Here is a 15983-nt window from a genome sequence, read left to right on the forward strand (position 1 = left end):
CGCGCGGGTGGTGGGGAGAGGGCCTGCGCGTCGCTGCTCCAGGCGCCGGCCTTCGCGGCCAATCTCTCCGCTTTACCCCCTCAAAGGCTGTTGCCGGCAGCTACCGCCGATGCCCAGGCCCACTGGAAGTTGTAGCCGCCGAGATGACCGGTGACATCCAGCACCTCACCGATGAAGTAGAGGCCCGGCTGCTGTTTCGATGCCATGGTGGTCGAGTCGACACCGCGCGTATCGACGCCGCCGAGCGTGACCTCGGCGGTGCGGTAGCCCTCCGTGCCGCTGGGCGGCACGGGCCAGTCGTGCAGCTGCCGGGCGATGCCGCGCAGGCGCTGCGCCTTGAAATGCTGCAACGGACCGTCATCGAATAGCACTGCGCAGAGCTGTTGCGCGAAGCGGCGCGGGAAGCGCTCGGCCAGCAGGTTCAGCAGTGTCGTCTGTGGCCGCGTCTCGCGCGCCTGCGCCAGCCAGTCTTCGGCATCCCCATCCGGCAACAGATCCAGTTGCAGGCGATCGCCGGGCGCCCAGTAAGAAGAGATCTGCAGAATGACCGGTCCGCTCAGGCCGCGGTGCGTGAGCAGCATCGCGCCGTCGAAGCTCTGCCGGCCGGCGTGGGCGCGAATGGGTAGCGACACACCGCTCAGCGGCTGCCAATCTTCCAGCGGCCGGCCGCTCAGCGTCAGCGGCACCAGCGCGGCGCGGGTAGGGCGTATGGCATGGCCAAACTGCTGTGCGAGGTCGTAGCCGAAGCCGGTCGCGCCCATCCTGGGAATGGACAGGCCGCCGGTGGCCACCACCAGTTGCCCGGTGGTCACCGGACCCGCACTGGTCGCGAGCCGAAAGCCGGCATCGGTGGCTGTCGCAGTCTCGACTTCGCACTGCGTGCGGATGGTGACACCAGCGTTCTGGCACTCGGCGAGCAGCATGGCGACGATCTGCTTGGCGGATTCATCGCAGAAGAGCTGGCCCCGCTCCTTCTCGTGCCACTGGATACCGTACGCATCGACCAGGGCGATGAAATCCGCCGGTCGGTAGCGCGCCAGCGCGGATTTGCAGAAATGCGGATTGGCCGACAGGAAATGCTCCGGCCGCACGTCGAGATTCGTGAAATTGCAGCGCCCGCCGCCGGACATCAGAATCTTCTTGCCGACGCGGTTCGCACGCTCGATGACCAGCACCGAGCGACCGCGCGCGCCCGCGACGGCCGCGCACATCAATCCGGCGGCGCCGCCACCGAGGATGACGACGTCGTAGCCAGTGGCTGCAGACGGATTCGACAAGAGGTGCTCGGGTTGTTCGGGCAGCGGACTATAGCGACAATGCGCGCCTCGGGATCGAGGCGCTGCGCGATGGTTGCGCGGTCGAACAGCAGGCCGCCGATGGCTGGCAACCCTCCGTGCAAGCCTGCTTCGCGTGGCTCGCTATGGAGCGGAACCTTCCAGGAAATCCCAGATCGCGAAGGTTGCATCGAGATTGCCACTGGTTGGCCCGAGCGAGATGCCGAAGACCGGGATGCTTCCGGGCCAGGTGTGACCGCCGCCCTCGATAGTGAGCAGTTGCACGGCGCTGTTGGCTGCGCAGTCGTGGTTGGTCCGCTCTGTCACCGAGGTGCCGTCGTCGACCGCGGGAGGCAGTGCCGCGATGACTTCGCTCGCCGGATCGCAGTTGTTGTGCGTTGCCCAGCGATCGAAGTTCACGTTGGCGGAGAGCAGTCCCAGGCGGCCGTCATAGGGCACGATGAAATCGCGCGTGCCGTGAGTGGCGATTACCGGCAGTGGTCGCTCGAGTGGGCACTGCAGGTCCTGCTGGCGCCGCATGCCTGCGGCGATCAGCGCGAGTCCGGCGAAAGGGAACTCGCTCTGGCAGGCCATGTGGGTGGCCATGAAGCCTCCCTTCGACATGCCGGCGAGGTGGATGCGTGCGGCGTCGATGGGATAGTCCCGTGTGACCACCGCCACGACCTTCTCCAGGAAACCGATGTCGTCCACCAGGTTCAGACCGTTGGGGTTCTCGCGCCACTGGCGATTCACGGCCTCGGGCAGGATGATCCAGGCCCCCCGTTCGGCGGCAAGTCGACTGACACGCGCCAGATTCGCCATCCGCTCGGGCGTTCCGTAGGCGTAGTGCAGCAGCAGTATGGCCGGTGCCGGCTCGAGCGCCGGTGTCTCGGGGCGCACGATCACGACGCGCCGGCCCAGTCCCTGATGGGAAACGGCGATCTCGATGGCTTCGCTGCCCTCGACGGTTTCGACGAAGCGGCCGCGCAGACGCTGCCCCAGCTCGGCGCTGCCTTCGGACAAGCGATTCAGGCTTTCGGAGAGGCCTTCGCCGCTCCCGGCCAGTGTCTCGCGCAGACCGTCGCCGAGCTGGGAGAAAGTGCGGTCAAGCCCTTCAGAGAGCTCGTCATTCGTTCGTGTTAAGCCGTCTCCGAGGCGCTCGCCGGTGCGCCTGAGGCCATCCAGCAGCGGTTGCTCATCGCTTGCTGGCGCTGTTTCGGGCTCGCTCTGCTTGTTGCCGCTCAGCAGCCCGAGTCCGGCCAGCGCGGTGGTCGGCATAACGACGAGCGCCAGCGCCAGAAGTGCACCTCCGTTCTTTCTTGGAATCACCGTGTAACTCCCTGTTTTATAAATATCGAGGCTACTGTACTGGAGTGGCTGTGGGGCGCAAGCGCTTCCGACTCAGGCCGAGCCCCCGGCGCCGCCGCGTTGTTCGGCGAGCAGCGCCGCCAGTGCGCTGGTCATGGGCTTGAGGAAGAAGGCCTCGCCCGGCATGACGTCGACGCGAACGCCGCGTGCGCGCAGCGTGTCCGCGACGACCGGGCCCACGGCGGCGACGATGGCGCGCTCCAGCGCCGCCCGCAGCATGTCGGCTTCCTCGGTCGCCTCGGCGACCCGGAACAGGCGCTCCACCTGCGCCATGCTGGTGAAGGCGATGGTGTCGACGCGGCTGTCGGCCATGGCCGCTATCAACTCGCGCACCTGCGCATCATCGCTAGCGTCGGCGTAGACGTAGGGGGCGACGGCATAGGCGTCCGCGCCGGCCTCGCGCAGGAAGTCCATCAGCCGCTGGTTGGGTTCGGCGCCGTAGAGCTGCACGCCCACGCGCCGGCCCCGCAGATCCTCGCGCGCCAGCGTCGCAATGACCCCTTCGGTGGTCGGGCTGTCGGCGATCAGGCCAGGCTTCAGATCGAGGTCGCGCAGCACGCGGCCGGGCTTGGGGCCGCGCGTGATGGTGCGCACTCGTCCCAGTGCCTCGATGAAGGGGCTGCGCATCTCCGGCGCGTTGTGGTCGATGCAGCCAAGCAGGCGACGCAGGCCCTCGCCGGTGAGCAGGATCAGATCGTCGAAGCTGTCGTTACAGAAGGCGCGGATCCAGGCGATGACCGGGTCCGGGTCGGGGGCGTCCTTGATGGCCACCAGCGGGCAACGCCAGACGCGCGCGCCGCGGCGCTCCAGCATGGCGCAGAAGACATCCAGCTCGCGCGTTTCAGGCACGGCCACGGTGTGGCCGGAAAGGTCCGCTTCTTGCATATCGGCTCAGCTCTCGCTCGTCTTTCCGCCCTTACCCGGGCGTGTCAGGAAGGCGACTCGCAGTACGATCAACGACTGTACGTCATCTTGGTGATGCGCCATCGCCGCTTACGGGGTCATGAGAGTCGCACGCTTGCACAGTTTTGCCACCGTGGCATGCCTACTGGGCGTGCTGGCGCTCGTAGCGGCTCCCGAGACCGCGGCGAAAGAGCCGGCATTGACGGTCTTTGCCGCTGCGAGCCTGCGCAGTGTGCTCGACCAGGCTGCCGCGGACTTCGAAGAGCGGACGGGCGTCGAGACCGATGTGTCCTACGCCGGTAGCTCGACACTGGCGCGCCAGATCATGCTGGGAGCGCCCGCCGATGTTTTCTTCTCGGCAAGTGCGGGATGGATGGATCATCTTGCGGGGCGCGATCTGCTGCACTTCGGGACAAGGCGCGATCTCTTGAGCAATCGCCTGGTGCTGATCGCTCCTCGCGGCGCGAAAGGCGAGTTCGCGCTGGATGATCCTTCGGCGCTATTGAGGGTACTGGGGGATGGTTATTTGGCCATGGCTAATACGGAGGGTGTTCCAGCCGGTCTCTACGGCAAGGCCGCGCTGCAGTCGCTGAAGCTATGGACTTCCTTGCACAACCGCATCGCGCAGGCGGATAACGTGCGAGCAGCACTCGCGCTCGTTTCCCGGGGCGAGGCAGCGCTCGGCATCGTTTATCGCAGCGATGCGCTTGCTGCCGGTGAGAGTGTGCGCGTCATGGCAACTTTCCCGGAATCCAGCCATCCTCCGATTGTCTATCCGGCGGCGGCGCTCGCCCGAAGCGATCACCCGCAAGCACAACGATTTCTGGCGTTTCTGGCGGCTCCCGAGCGGAAGTCACTGTTCGAGCGCTGGGGCTTTACGGCGCTGGAGCACTGAGCGTGAGCCTGGAAGCCGGCGAGATCGCGGCGCTGCTTTTGAGCTTGCGCGTGTCGCTATGGGCGGTCGTGGTGAGCTTGCCGGCGGGGGTGGCGGTGGCCTGGCTGCTGGCGCGTCGTGAGTTCGCCGGCAAGGGACTGCTGGACGCGCTGGTGCACCTACCACTGATTCTGCCGCCGGTGGTGACGGGCTATCTGCTGCTGATCGTCTTTGGTCGCCAGGGGGTAGTGGGAGCCTGGCTCTACGAGTACTTTGGCGTCACGCTTGCCTTTCGCTGGACGGGCGCGGTGCTGGCCGGCGCCATAGTCGGATTCCCGCTCATGGTGCGCGCTATTCGCTTGTCCCTCGAAGCGGTCGACCGACGTCTGGAAGGTGCCGCAGCCGTGCTCGGTGCGTCTCCGCTGCGCGTGTTCGCTACGGTGACCCTGCCGTTGGCAATGCCCGGCATCATCGCCGGTGCGCTCTTGGCATTTGCGCGAGCGCTCGGTGAGTTCGGCGCCACGATCACCTTTGTTTCGAATATTCCGGGCGAGACCCAGACGCTGCCGTTGGCGATCTACAGCTATCTGCAGATTCCGGGCGGCGAGGAGGCTGCGACACGCCTGGTCGTGCTGTCGGTCGCCCTGGCTTTTGCTGCGCTTCTCGCCTCGGAGTGGCTGGCGCGTGCCATGCGGCGACGACTGGATCCGGGTTGATGCTGCAGCTCGATATCGATTTCCAGCAGGGCGACTTTCATTTGCGCGCCCGGTTCAGCGTCGAGCGCGGCGTGACGGCGCTCTTCGGTGCTTCCGGTGCTGGCAAGACAACCACGCTGGACCTGATCGCCGGGCTGCGGCGATTGCGTTCCGGAAGCATCGTCGCCAACGGCCGCACGCTAGCGGACACGGCCCGAGGCATCTTCGTGCCCAGTCACGCTCGGCATATCGGCTACGTCTTTCAGGAGCCGCGCCTGTTTCCGCATCTCAGTGTGCGAGGCAATCTGCGCTACGGCATGCGGAGTGGAGAACAGCGCGGCGCGCTGGCGACCTTCGACGAGATGGTCGCGCTTCTCGGTATCGGCCATCTCCTGTCTCGCCGGCCCGCCGGATTGTCCGGTGGCGAAGCGCGCCGCGTGGCCATCGGGCGCGCCTTGCTTGCAGCACCCTCATTGCTTCTGCTGGACGAGCCGCTGACCTCTCTCGATGACGAGCGCAGGGCCGAGCTCCTGCCGTTCATCGAGTCGATGCGCGACACCTTGCATGTCCCGATGGTCTTCGTGAGTCATCGCGATGACGAAGTGCGTCGTCTTGCCGATACGGTCATTCGCCTGCAAGACGGGCGGCAGATTCAGCAGTCCGGCCCTCCCTCGGTGGTCCTTGATTCCCTGACGTAGGACACTTCGAGGCGGTGCCGCTACCGCGGCAGATCGTGGGCTGACAGGCTGGATTCATGCGCGCTGCGAGCGCGTGCAGCCGCCAACCGCGGGTCATTCCGGGCCCGAAGCGATGCGGCCTGCCGTGTCTTCCGAGAAGGCAAACCCACCCGTTCGGGTAAGAGCCGTTTCCGCAACCCCTGCGATATGATTCGGCCCGTGCGCCGGGCCTGGCGCGGGAACAAGGGGACGACGGAAATGGCTGTTATCGACTCGAAGGTCGATGTCCACGGCGACGGCTTTGCCCACAATCGCGAGGGCATGCTGGAGCGCATCAAGGCCTGGCGCGAGATCGAAGCCAAGGGCCGCGCCGAAGAGGCGGCCAAGCAGGAGCGCTTCGAGAAGCGCGGCCAGATCCTGCCACGCGAGCGCGTGCATCTCATGCTGGATCGCGGCAGCCCCTGGCTGGAGCTGTCGACGCTCTGCGGCTATGGCCAGCACGACGACAAGGATGGCTCGCTGGCCGGCGGCAACCAGATCGCCGGCATTGGCTACGTCTCCGGCACGCGCTGCCTGATCGTGGCGAGCAACTCGGCGATCAAGGGCGGCACGATGACGCCCTGGGGCGTGCAGAAGACGCTGCGCCTGCAGGAGATCGCGCTCGACCAGCGCTTGCCGGTGGTCTCCATGATCGAGTCGGGCGGCGCCAACCTTCTTTATCAGGCCGAGGTTTTCATCCCCGGCGGCAAGACCTTCGCCAACCAGTGCCGACTGTCGGCGGCTGGGATCCCGCAGGTGACGGTGGTGCACGGCTCCAGCACGGCCGGCGGCGCCTATATGCCGGGGCTGTCTGATTACGTGATCATGGTGCGCAAGCAGGCCAAGGTCTTCCTGGCCGGGCCGCCGCTACTCAAGGCCGCCACCGGCGAGATCGCCGACGACGAGGATCTGGGCGGCGCCGAGATGCACTGCCAGGTCGCCGGCACTTCCGAATTCATTGCCGAGAACGACGCCGACGGCATCCGTCTAGCGCGCGAGGTGATGGCGAATATCGGCTGGAACGCCGATCGCCCGCCGCTGCAGCTGCGCGAGGTGCGCGCGCCGCGCTACGACGTCGAGGAGATCTGCGGCGTCGTGCCGGCGGATTACCGCCGCCCTTACGACCCACGCGAGGTTATCGCCAGAATCGCCGACGACTCGGATTTCCTCGACTTCAAGACCGAGTACGACACCCAGACCATCTGTGGCCGGGCCGTCATCGAAGGGCATCAGGTCGGCATCATCGCCAACAACGGCCCGATCACGACCAAGGGCGCGACCAAGGCCGGGCAGTTCATCCAGCAGTGCTGCCAGTCGAATATCCCCATCGTCTACCTGATGAACACCACTGGCTACATGGTGGGCTCGGACTCCGAGCAGGGCGGCATCGTCAAGCACGGCTCCAAGATGATCCAGGCCGTGGCCAATGCGCATGTGCCGCAGATCACCATCGTCATGGGCGGCAGCTTCGGCGCCGGAAACTACGGCATGTGCGGCCGCGGCTTCGGCCCGGACTTCATCTTCGCCTGGCCGAATTCGCGCACTTCCGTGATGGGCGGTGAGCAGGCCGCCGGCGTCATGGAGATCATCACGCGCGAGAAGTACGAGAAGCAGGGCAAGGCCATCGACGAGGCCGAGGAGAAGCGGCTGGCTGCGGTGCGCCAGCAGATCGTCGACCAGTTCGATCGCGAATCCGACGCCTTCGCGGCCAGTGCCCGTATGTTCGACGACGGCATCATCGACCCGCGCGACACGCGGCGCGTGCTCGGCCTCTGCCTCTCGGTCTGCCGCGAAGCCAAGCTGCGCCAGCTGCACGGCAACAGCTTCGGCGTTGCAAGGCTCTAGCGCGCCGGATCGGCTAAGGTCCGCCTCCCCTGAATACTGCGGAGTGAATGTGAGCGAGCTGACCCTGCCGGAATGCGAGACCCTGGCCCTTGCCTTCGACGACGGCGTTCTGCGCATCACGCTGAACCGTCCCGAGGCGCGCAACGCGATGAACGCGCAGATGGTCAGCGAGATCGGGCAGGTGCTCGATGCCGTCTCCATGAAGGAGACGGTGCGCACCATCGTGCTGCGCGGCGCCGAAGGCCACTTCTGCGCCGGTGCCGACCTCAAGGAAGTCATGGCCGGCGGCACCAAGGCGCCGAAGCCGGGCGAACCCGATCCGATCAAGGACTTCTCGCGCGCCTTCGGCACGCTGCTGCGCAAGGTCGAGCAGGCCCCGCAGGTAGTGATCGCCGTGGCCGAGGGCTCGGTCCTCGGCGGCGGCTTCGGCCTGGTCTGCGTCTCGGATATCGCGCTGGCGCATACCGACGCGCGCTTCGGCTTGCCCGAAACGACGCGCGGCCTGCCGCCGGCGCAGATCGCTCCCTTCGTCGTGCAGCGCATCGGCCTGACCCAGGCGCGGCGCCTGTGCCTGACCGGCGCGCGCTTCGACGGCCGCGCCGCCGAGGCGCTGGGCCTGGTGCACGAAAGCTTCGCCGACGACAAGCAGCTCGACGACAAGATCGACCGCCTCATCGAGGACATCCGCCAGTGCGCGCCCGGTGCCAACGCCATGACGAAGGACATCGTGCTGTCCGTGGGCCATATGAACATGGATGCCGTGCTCGACATGGCCGCCGAGAAGTTCGCCCAGGCCGTGCGTGGCCCGGAGGCGGGCGAGGGGATCTCCGCCTTCCTGAAGAAGCGGACGGCGAAGTGGGCGAGCAGAAATTGAAATGCCCTCTCCCCAACCCCTCTCCCAGAGGGAGAGGGGCCTTCCCCCTTCTCCCCGACGGGGAGATGGGCTGGGGAAGAGGGGATGCGATGCGGCTTACCGGTGACACCAGCCGGGACATGACATGGAGACTGGCGTGAAACGCTTCGACAAGGTACTCGTAGCCAACCGCGGCGAGATCGCCGTGCGCGTGATTCGGGGCGCCCGGCGTGCGGGCTATCGCACCGTCGCGGTCTTCAGCGATGTCGACCGGCATTCGCTGCACGTGCGCGAAGCCGACGAGGCTGTGCATATCGGCGCCGCGCCTGCCAAGGATTCCTATCTGCGCGGCGATGCAGTGATCGCCGCGGCTCAGCGCACCGGCGCACAGGCCATCCATCCCGGCTACGGCTTTCTTTCCGAGAACGCTGACTTCGCGCGCGCAGTCATGGATGCCGGCCTGGTCTGGATCGGCCCGCCGGCCGAGGCCATCGAGGCCATGGGCAACAAGTCGGCCTCCAAGGAGCGCATGCTCGCCGCGGAAGTGCCCTGCGTCCCGGGCTATCAGGGCGACGACCAGTCCACCGAGCGGTTGGTGCAGGAAGCCGAAGCCATCGGCGTGCCGGTCATGGTCAAGGCCGCCGCCGGTGGCGGTGGGCGCGGTATGCGTCTGGTCACCGAGGTCGGTGAACTGGCCGCCGCCATCGATTCAGCGCGCTCCGAAGCCGAGGGTGCCTTCGGCTCCGGTCAGATTCTGCTGGAGAAGGCTGTCGTCGACGCGCGCCACGTCGAGATCCAGGTTTTCGGCGACCGGCACGGCAACGCCGTGCACATCGGCGAGCGCGACTGCTCCATCCAGCGCCGCAACCAGAAGGTTGTCGAGGAGGCGCCGTCGCCGGCCGTCGATCCGGCGCTGCGCCAGAAGATGGGCGATGCGGCTGTCGCCGCTGCCAAGGCCGTCGCTTACGTGGGTGCCGGCACCGTCGAGTTCCTGCTCGCCGCGGACGGCGCTTTCTACTTCCTGGAGATGAATACCCGCCTGCAGGTTGAGCATCCGGTGACCGAGCTGGTCTATGACCTCGATCTGGTCGAGTGGCAGCTGCGCGTGGCGCAGGGTGAAGCGCTGCCCATGACGCAGACCGAGGTCGACGCGCGCCGCCGCGGGCACGCCATCGAGGTGCGCCTCTGTGCCGAGGATCCGGCGGCCGGTTACGTGCCGCAGTCCGGTCCGGTCATCGACTGGCGTGCGCCCGAAGGGCCCGGCATCCGCGTCGATACCTATCTGGAGTCCGGGGCGACGATCAGCCCCTACTACGACTCCATGCAGGCCAAGATCATCGCCTGGGGCGAGGATCGCGAGACGGCGCGCATCCGCCTGCTGCGCGCGCTGGAGGACTGCTTTCTGGCCGGCGTGCGCAGCAACCGCGATTTTCTGCACGCCATCGTCGGCCACGAGGCCTTCGCCGACGGCTCCGCCACCACGGCCTTCATTGGTCAGCACTTCGCGGCTGAGGCCATTGCCGGCACGCAGCCCAGCCCGCGTCACGTGCTACTGGCCGCGGTGGCTCTCTACATGGACGACGCCGTCAAACTGGCCGCCGAGCATGGCTTCGGCGCCGAGTACCGCGGCTGGCACAGCTCGCACGAGGCACCCACGGCCTTCCATCTGCGCTGGGGCGAGACCGACTATCGTTTCAAGCTCTTTGTGGCCCACGGCAGCGTCTTCCGCGCCAGCATTGAGGGCGAAGAGCTGGAACTGCGCGTCGAGCAGCCCGAAGGCGGGCGCTTCCGCTTCGACGCCGAGGAGGGCTCCGGTACCGCCGACTACGCGCGCAGCGTCGAGGGCGTGTGGGTTTCGGCCGGTGGTCACACCTACGGCTATGAGGACCGTACGCTGGCGCCGGTGGAGGGTGCGGCCCCCGGCTCGGACGGCCGCATCCTGTCGCATAGCGACGGCAAGATCGTCGCTGTGCACACCAAGCCGGGCGAGAACGTGAAGGCCGGCCAGACGCTGGTCGTGCTGGAAGCCATGAAGATGGAGTTCCAGCTCAGCACGCCGGTGGCCGGCACCGTCGATACCGTGGAAGTCGAGGCCGGCCAGCAGGTCGGCGCGCGCCAGCTGCTGGTGGCGCTGACGCCGGAAGCCTCAGCCGACGGCTGAAGCGGTCTGCGGCGTGCGCTCGGCGGCCTCACACATCACCGTGGCGAGCAGGTCGTAAGCCTGCGCCCAGGCCTCGCGGGTGTCGGCGTCGAAGTCGTCGCCCAGACCCTGCTCCAGTGTCCAGAGTAGCGCCGCGCCCACCATCGGGTAGTGCTCGCGCTTGACGCCGTAGACGAGGTGGCGGCGACCCATGGCCTGCAAGGGCTCCATGATCGCGTCCGGTTGGTGGAGGTTCTTCACCGCCAGCGACAGCGCCTGCATCAGCATGAGGCCCTGACGGCGCATGTTGTCGCCGAATAGCGCACGCAGCTCGGGGTTCTGCTCGAAAAGACGGTCGTAGAACATAACTGCTGCCTGCTCGGCGATGGGCTCGACCTTGCTGAAGCTGGATTGCACACGCTCTACCTGTTCCGGGGTCATGACTCTGCCTTGCTTGGAGGGGGCGCAAGCTTCGCTGGCGCGTGGTGGCTAGCGGGCTTTCGCCTTTCGATCGCGCGTGAAGAGCCGACAAGCGGCAACGCGGTGGCCCGATCGCGGCGCCGAACGCATACCATGCCCGCCCATGAGTACCGACACGCCCTATCTGATGACGGCCGCGCGCGGCCTCGGCCCGATTCTCGCGGACGAGCTGCGCGGGCTGGGCGCGCAGGACGCGCGCGAGCAGGGCGATGCAGTCGCCTTCGGCGGTGATATCGATACGGCCTATCGTTGCCTGATCGGCAGCCGGGTCGCCTCGCGCATGCTGCATCCGTTGAGCGTCTTCGATCTGCCGGACGCCGACGCCTGCTACACGGCGGCGTGTGCCATCGATTGGCCCGCGGTCTTCGGCTATGCGGGCAGCTTCATGGTCGAGGTGACCGGCCACAGCCGCTCCGTGTCGCACACCCAGTTCGCGGCGCTGCGCGTCAAGGACGCCGTGGTCGATCAGCTGCGCGAGGCGCGCGGCCATCGGCCGGATGTCGACACGCGCGCCCCCGATATCCGCCTGCTGCTGCAGCTGCAGGGTGCCAAGGCCCGGCTCAGCGTCGATATCGGCGACGGACCGCTGCATCGCCGCGGTTATCGCATCGATACCGGCGAGGCGCCGCTGCGCGAGAATCTCGCCGCGGCCATCCTGCTGCGCGCCGGCTGGCCGGCGCGGGCGGCGGCCGGCGAGGCTTTCCTCGACCCCTTCTGTGGCAGCGGCACGCTGGTCATCGAGGCCGCGCTGATGGCCACGAATACCGCACCCGGCCTGTTGCGCAATAGCCGGCTACCCGGCGTATGGACGGGCCATGACGAGAAGGCCTGGCAGCGCGCGCTGCAGCAGGCGCGCGAGGCTTGCGTCGACTGGCAGGGGTCGCCGCTGCTGGGCAGCGACACCGATGCCGGCGTCCTGCGCGCCGCCCGCGCTAACGCCAAGCGCGCGGCTGTGGCCGACATCACCCGCTTCGAGCAGGCCGACGCGCTGTCGCGACAGGCGCCTGCGGAAGCCGGCCTGCTGGTGGCGAATCTGCCCTACGGCGAGCGCATCGCATCAAGCAACGAGCTGATCCGCCTCTACAGTCTGCTCGGCACGCAGCTTAAGGCCCGTTTCGGCGGCTGGCACGCTGCGCTGCTGGTGGGCGAGGACTCCGAAAGTCAGCGCCTGGGTTTGCGTGCCTCCGCGAAGCGCAGCTTCCATAACGGCGCACTGGCCTGCCAGCTGCTGCAGTTCGATCTGCACGTGACCCAGGAAAGCGCGCCGGTGGCGGCACCGGATCTGGCCAATCGTCTGGCCAAGAATCAGCGCCATCTCGGGCGCTGGGCACGCCGCCGCGGCGTCAGCTGTTATCGCCTCTACGACGCCGATCTGCCCGAGCACCCGCTGCAGATCGATCGCTTCGAGGCCGAGGACGGCGCGCAGCATCTGCACGTTCAGGAGTTCGCCGCGCCCAAGACTGTCGAGCCGGCGCGCGCCGAGGCGCGCCTGCGCGGTGCGCTGGCAGCCATCGTCGAGACCACCGGCGTGGCGCCCGATCATCTCTACTTCAAGCAACGCCGCGCACAGAAGGTTGGTCAGCAGTACGCGCGGCAGAGCGAGGCCGAATCGGGCTTCTGGGTACGCGAACACGGTGTGCGGTTATGGGTGGATCCGGAGCGCTATCTGGATCCCGGGCTCTTTCTCGATCACCGCCCCATGCGGTTGCGCCTGCAGGAGGAATGCAAGGGATTGCGCATGCTCAATCTCTTCAGCTACACCGCCGCGGCCAGCGTGCACGCGGCCAAGGGCGGGGCAGCGCAGACAGTGTCGGTGGATAGCTCCAACACCTATCAGGCCTGGGCCGAGACGAACTTCGCCGGCAACGGTTTTCGCGCCGAGCGCTCCGACGCGCGCAGCCGACGGCTGCCGGGGGCGCACGCGCTGCTGCGCGGCGACTGCCTGCGCTGGCTGGAGAACGCCGTCGACGACCCGCGCTTGCGCTTCGAGCGCATCTTCTGCGACCCGCCCACATTCTCGAACTCCAAGCGCGACGAGGAAAGCTTCGATGTTCAGCGCGACCACGTCGCGCTCATCCAGGCTGCCGCCGCACTACTGGCGCCCGACGGCGTGCTCTATTTTTCCTGCAATCGGCGGCGCTTCAAGCTCGACGAGGCCTCGCTCGAGGGGCTGAGCGTGCGCGAGATTACTGCCAGCACACTCGACGAGGATTTTCGCCGTAAGCCGCCGGCGCATCGCTGCTGGGCGATTACTGGCACGCTGAGCACATGAGTATCGATCCGCTGAAAATCGTCCTGTTACTGACTCAGCCGCTGAGCGTGGCGCTGTTGTTGGCGTTGGCCGCGACTCTTTATGCACACTGGCTATTGCGCGCGCTGGCTATCGTCGCCTGTCTGGTGACGCTGGCCATGAGCACGCCCTGGGTGGCCGAGCGTCTGGCCGAGCCGCTGGAAGCGGCTTACGCAGGTCAACCCATTGCCGACTATGGGCAGAGCCAGGCCATCGTATTACTGGGCGGTGGCGTGACCGCCGGGGATCGAGAGGGCCAGACGGACGCCACGGCCGCTGCCGATCGTATGCGTTTCGCGGCGGCGCTCTGGAAGGCCGGCAAGGCCCCACGCATCATCGCCACCGGCGGTGTTGGGGGGCGCGACTGGAGCGAGGCCCACGCCATGCGCGCCTGGCTGATCGATCTCGGCGTTGATGCCGATGCCGTCATGCTGGAGCCCTTGGCGCGCAACACGCGGCAGCATCCCGCCCACGTGCGACCCTTGCTCGACGACCCGGAAGCCCCCTTCCTGCTTGTCACCTCGGCGCTGCACATGTCGCGGTCCATGGCGCGTTTTGCTGCGGCCGGGCTGCGGCCCATCGCCGCGCCCACGGATCGCGAGCTGTTGCTATACGACGATATCCGCGACGTGCTACCCGACACCCGTGCGCTGGATCGCAGCACGCGTGCGCTCAAGGAGCGCCTCGGCATGCTGCATCTGCGTGTGTTCAGCGACTGGCTGGGGCGCTGAGCGTCACTCGCGTCCGCGTTCCTCCCACATGCGCCGCTCGATCGCGCCGACGCGCTCTTCGGCTTCGTCGGCGCTGCGGCCACCGATCAGCGTGAAGGTGGCGATCAGTCCGACGAGCAGGCCCTGCCAGGGCTCGAAGAAGGCCAGTGCGGCGCCGGTCAGCAGCGCCACGCCGCGCTCGGTTGGGTGGCGCACGATCGCCATGGCGACATAGGCGCAGGCGAAGCCCGTCAGCACCAGCGTCAGCGACAGCGCGATGCCCATCAGCGGCTTCAGACCGGTGAGCAGCGGCAGCAGAAAGAAGACGAAGGGAAGGCCCATGAAGTAGTAGGAGGCGATGCCGCTGTGCAGCGAGTCCATCGTGCGCGGTCCCTGTCGCCAGCGCTGGACGATGGCGACGTGCACGCCGGTCCAGACGCTGCCCTGGGTCGGGAAGAAGGGAGCAGCGATGGCCATGACGGCATTGCGGATGCCCAGTGACCAGTGGGTGCGCGTGGTGTCGATGTCGATGTGCTCGTCCGGTCGATCGGTGTTGGCGTCGCGGATGATCTCGTTGCCCGCAACCAGATCGCCGAAGAGGATGATGTAGGTCACCAGCGCCAACGGCACGGCCGCGAGGAACATCTCCCAGCTCGGCCAGCCGATGGCCAGCGGCGAGACCTTGGCCCAGGTCTCGGCGAAGGGCGGGATCAGGATTCCCCACTGGATGTCGTACTGCACCTCGCCGACCAGGGGGCCGACGATGGCGGCGACCAGAAAGCCGGGCAGCAGCCCCAGGCTGCCCAGCACCCTGAGCGCGCGGAAGCGCGTCTTCAGTAGTCGGAAGGGAATCGAGAAGATGAAGATCAGGCAGACCGCGCAGGCGGCGATGGTGGCGATGGGCTGTGCCAGCAGATAGTCGGGGGCGTCGTCGATGAAGACGCGCTTGAAGGCGGCGATGGCGGCGCCGAGAATTAGGCCCGCCTTGAGCGCATCAGGCAGCCAGGCCATGAAGCGTTTGCCGAGCCCGGTCGCACCCAGTACGAAGAGCATTGTCGATAGCGTCATCGCGAGCGCGGCCATGGCCTGGAAGCGCTCCACCGGCGTGTCGTAGCCGCCGAGGACGAAAGACAGTACCAAGGGCAGGGCTGGCGTTACCCATCCCGGCGCGTAGGGCTCGCCGAACAGGATGGGCGCGGTGCCGAGCAGGAAACCGCTGATCAGCGACATGGTCACGGCCTCCTCGAAGCTGAGGCCGAAATGCGCCGTCATCATCGGTACCAGTGCCAGGCCGGTGGCCGAAGCCAGCGCGGTGCCCTGCAGGAACTCCGGCCAGCACAGGCGTGTGTGCCAGAAGGGCAGGCGGAAGGTGAAGGGGCCCCAACGCCAGCCCGCGCGCTCGGTGGCGCCGCTGTCGGCATTCGCCATCTGTCGTCTCCGTATTGTTGTGCTTGCTTGTGGGCCGGATCATGGCACGGCTCCGTGGTCGCGGGCGATGCCTGCCGCGCCGCGGTCGATCGCATTCGCGTCGAACCAGAAAATGCGCGCTAACGCGCGCACCACGCCGATCAGGAAGAGAGCAGACCATGGCGAGTTCCGGCAAAGGCGGACGCGGCCTTGGGCGGCGCGGTCGGGGCTTCGCCGCTGGCGCTGGTAGCCGAGCTGGATTCGAGTGCGCTGTCCAGCATGATCGTCGCCGTGGGCGACTACGCTGCAAGACCGGCAGCGCTATCGCTCTTCGCCCATATGGGCGAAGAGCGATAGCGCTGTTTCGGGGTGCCGGATTCTCTGCAGAGCAGCGATGCGCGAGCCGACGCGATGGCGTCGGCGGCTTG

General features: G+C 67.3%; 14 protein-coding genes. 9 read left to right on the top strand and 5 right to left on the bottom strand.

Annotated elements, in window-relative coordinates; genetic code table 11:
• Positions 1 to 80 precede the first annotated feature (80 nt).
• From U743_RS04820 to U743_RS04830, 3 genes are all read right to left on the bottom strand, one after another.
• On the bottom strand, positions 81 to 1277 hold the full coding sequence (locus U743_RS04820) for a BaiN/RdsA family NAD(P)/FAD-dependent oxidoreductase (protein WP_043765969.1): 1197 nt from the start codon (positions 1275 to 1277) through the stop codon (positions 81 to 83).
• Between the two features lie 141 nt (positions 1278 to 1418).
• Complete coding sequence (locus tag U743_RS04825) at positions 1419 to 2603, bottom strand: alpha/beta hydrolase family esterase (protein ID WP_156966336.1); 1185 nt, start codon at positions 2601 to 2603, stop codon at positions 1419 to 1421.
• A 72-nt stretch (positions 2604 to 2675) separates the two neighbouring features.
• Entirely contained in the window at positions 2676 to 3527 is an 852-nt protein-coding gene (locus U743_RS04830; RefSeq protein WP_052367537.1) for a uroporphyrinogen-III synthase, read from the bottom strand.
• Positions 3528 to 3660: 133 nt separating this feature from the next.
• On the opposite strand from U743_RS04830, the gene modA reads away from it, so the two are divergent.
• The 6 genes from modA to U743_RS04860 all read left to right on the top strand — a co-directional run bounded on the left by modA (position 3661) and on the right by U743_RS04860 (position 10689).
• Positions 3661 to 4440, top strand: a complete 780-nt coding sequence (gene modA, locus U743_RS04835; protein ID WP_198021932.1) for a molybdate ABC transporter substrate-binding protein — start codon at positions 3661 to 3663, stop codon at positions 4438 to 4440.
• Positions 4441 to 4442: 2 nt separating this feature from the next.
• Positions 4443 to 5135, top strand: a complete 693-nt coding sequence (gene modB / locus U743_RS04840) for a molybdate ABC transporter permease subunit (RefSeq protein ID WP_198021933.1) — start codon at positions 4443 to 4445, stop codon at positions 5133 to 5135.
• Positions 5135 to 5812, top strand: a complete 678-nt coding sequence (gene modC, locus U743_RS04845) for a molybdenum ABC transporter ATP-binding protein (protein WP_052367538.1) — start codon at positions 5135 to 5137, stop codon at positions 5810 to 5812. Before modB ends, modC begins: the two co-directional genes overlap by 1 nt.
• Positions 5813 to 6049: 237 nt before the next feature.
• The gene (locus U743_RS04850; protein WP_043765975.1) at positions 6050 to 7675 is read left to right on the top strand and encodes an acyl-CoA carboxylase subunit beta; all 1626 of its coding nucleotides are present in this window, start codon (positions 6050 to 6052) and stop codon (positions 7673 to 7675) included.
• A gap of 58 nt (positions 7676 to 7733) precedes the next feature.
• Positions 7734 to 8549 (top strand): enoyl-CoA hydratase/isomerase family protein, encoded by an 816-nt coding sequence (locus U743_RS04855; protein ID WP_043771159.1) that lies wholly within the window; start codon positions 7734 to 7736, stop codon positions 8547 to 8549.
• 136 nt (positions 8550 to 8685) lie between these two features.
• The gene (locus U743_RS04860) at positions 8686 to 10689 is read left to right on the top strand and encodes an ATP-binding protein (protein ID WP_043765978.1); all 2004 of its coding nucleotides are present in this window, start codon (positions 8686 to 8688) and stop codon (positions 10687 to 10689) included.
• Here U743_RS04860 and U743_RS04865 read toward each other — a convergent pair.
• Positions 10675 to 11109, bottom strand: a complete 435-nt coding sequence (locus U743_RS04865; protein WP_043765981.1) for a globin family protein — start codon at positions 11107 to 11109, stop codon at positions 10675 to 10677. The two genes, U743_RS04860 and U743_RS04865, sit on opposite strands and share 15 nt — an antisense overlap.
• Before the next feature lie 142 nt (positions 11110 to 11251).
• Between U743_RS04865 and rlmKL the strand changes: the two genes are divergently transcribed.
• Both rlmKL and U743_RS04875 read left to right on the top strand, forming a co-directional pair.
• On the top strand, positions 11252 to 13420 hold the full coding sequence (gene rlmKL, locus U743_RS04870) for a bifunctional 23S rRNA (guanine(2069)-N(7))-methyltransferase RlmK/23S rRNA (guanine(2445)-N(2))-methyltransferase RlmL (RefSeq protein WP_052367539.1): 2169 nt from the start codon (positions 11252 to 11254) through the stop codon (positions 13418 to 13420).
• Positions 13417 to 14169: a YdcF family protein gene (locus tag U743_RS04875; RefSeq protein ID WP_043765985.1), complete on the top strand. Its 753-nt coding sequence runs from the start codon at positions 13417 to 13419 to the stop codon at positions 14167 to 14169. Before rlmKL ends, U743_RS04875 begins: the two co-directional genes overlap by 4 nt.
• Positions 14170 to 14172: 3 nt before the next feature.
• Here U743_RS04875 and U743_RS04880 read toward each other — a convergent pair whose 3' ends face one another.
• Positions 14173 to 15576, bottom strand: a complete 1404-nt coding sequence (locus U743_RS04880) for a hypothetical protein (RefSeq protein WP_198021934.1) — start codon at positions 15574 to 15576, stop codon at positions 14173 to 14175.
• Positions 15577 to 15765: 189 nt separating this feature from the next.
• Between U743_RS04880 and U743_RS19025 the strand changes: the two genes are divergently transcribed.
• A complete protein-coding gene (locus U743_RS19025) occupies positions 15766 to 15912 on the top strand; it encodes a hypothetical protein (protein WP_156966338.1) in 147 nt (48 codons plus the stop codon).
• The last annotated feature ends 71 nt before the right edge of the window (positions 15913 to 15983 follow it).

The organism is Algiphilus aromaticivorans DG1253 (genome assembly GCF_000733765.1).
Lineage (GTDB): Bacteria > Pseudomonadota > Gammaproteobacteria > Nevskiales > Nevskiaceae > Algiphilus > Algiphilus aromaticivorans.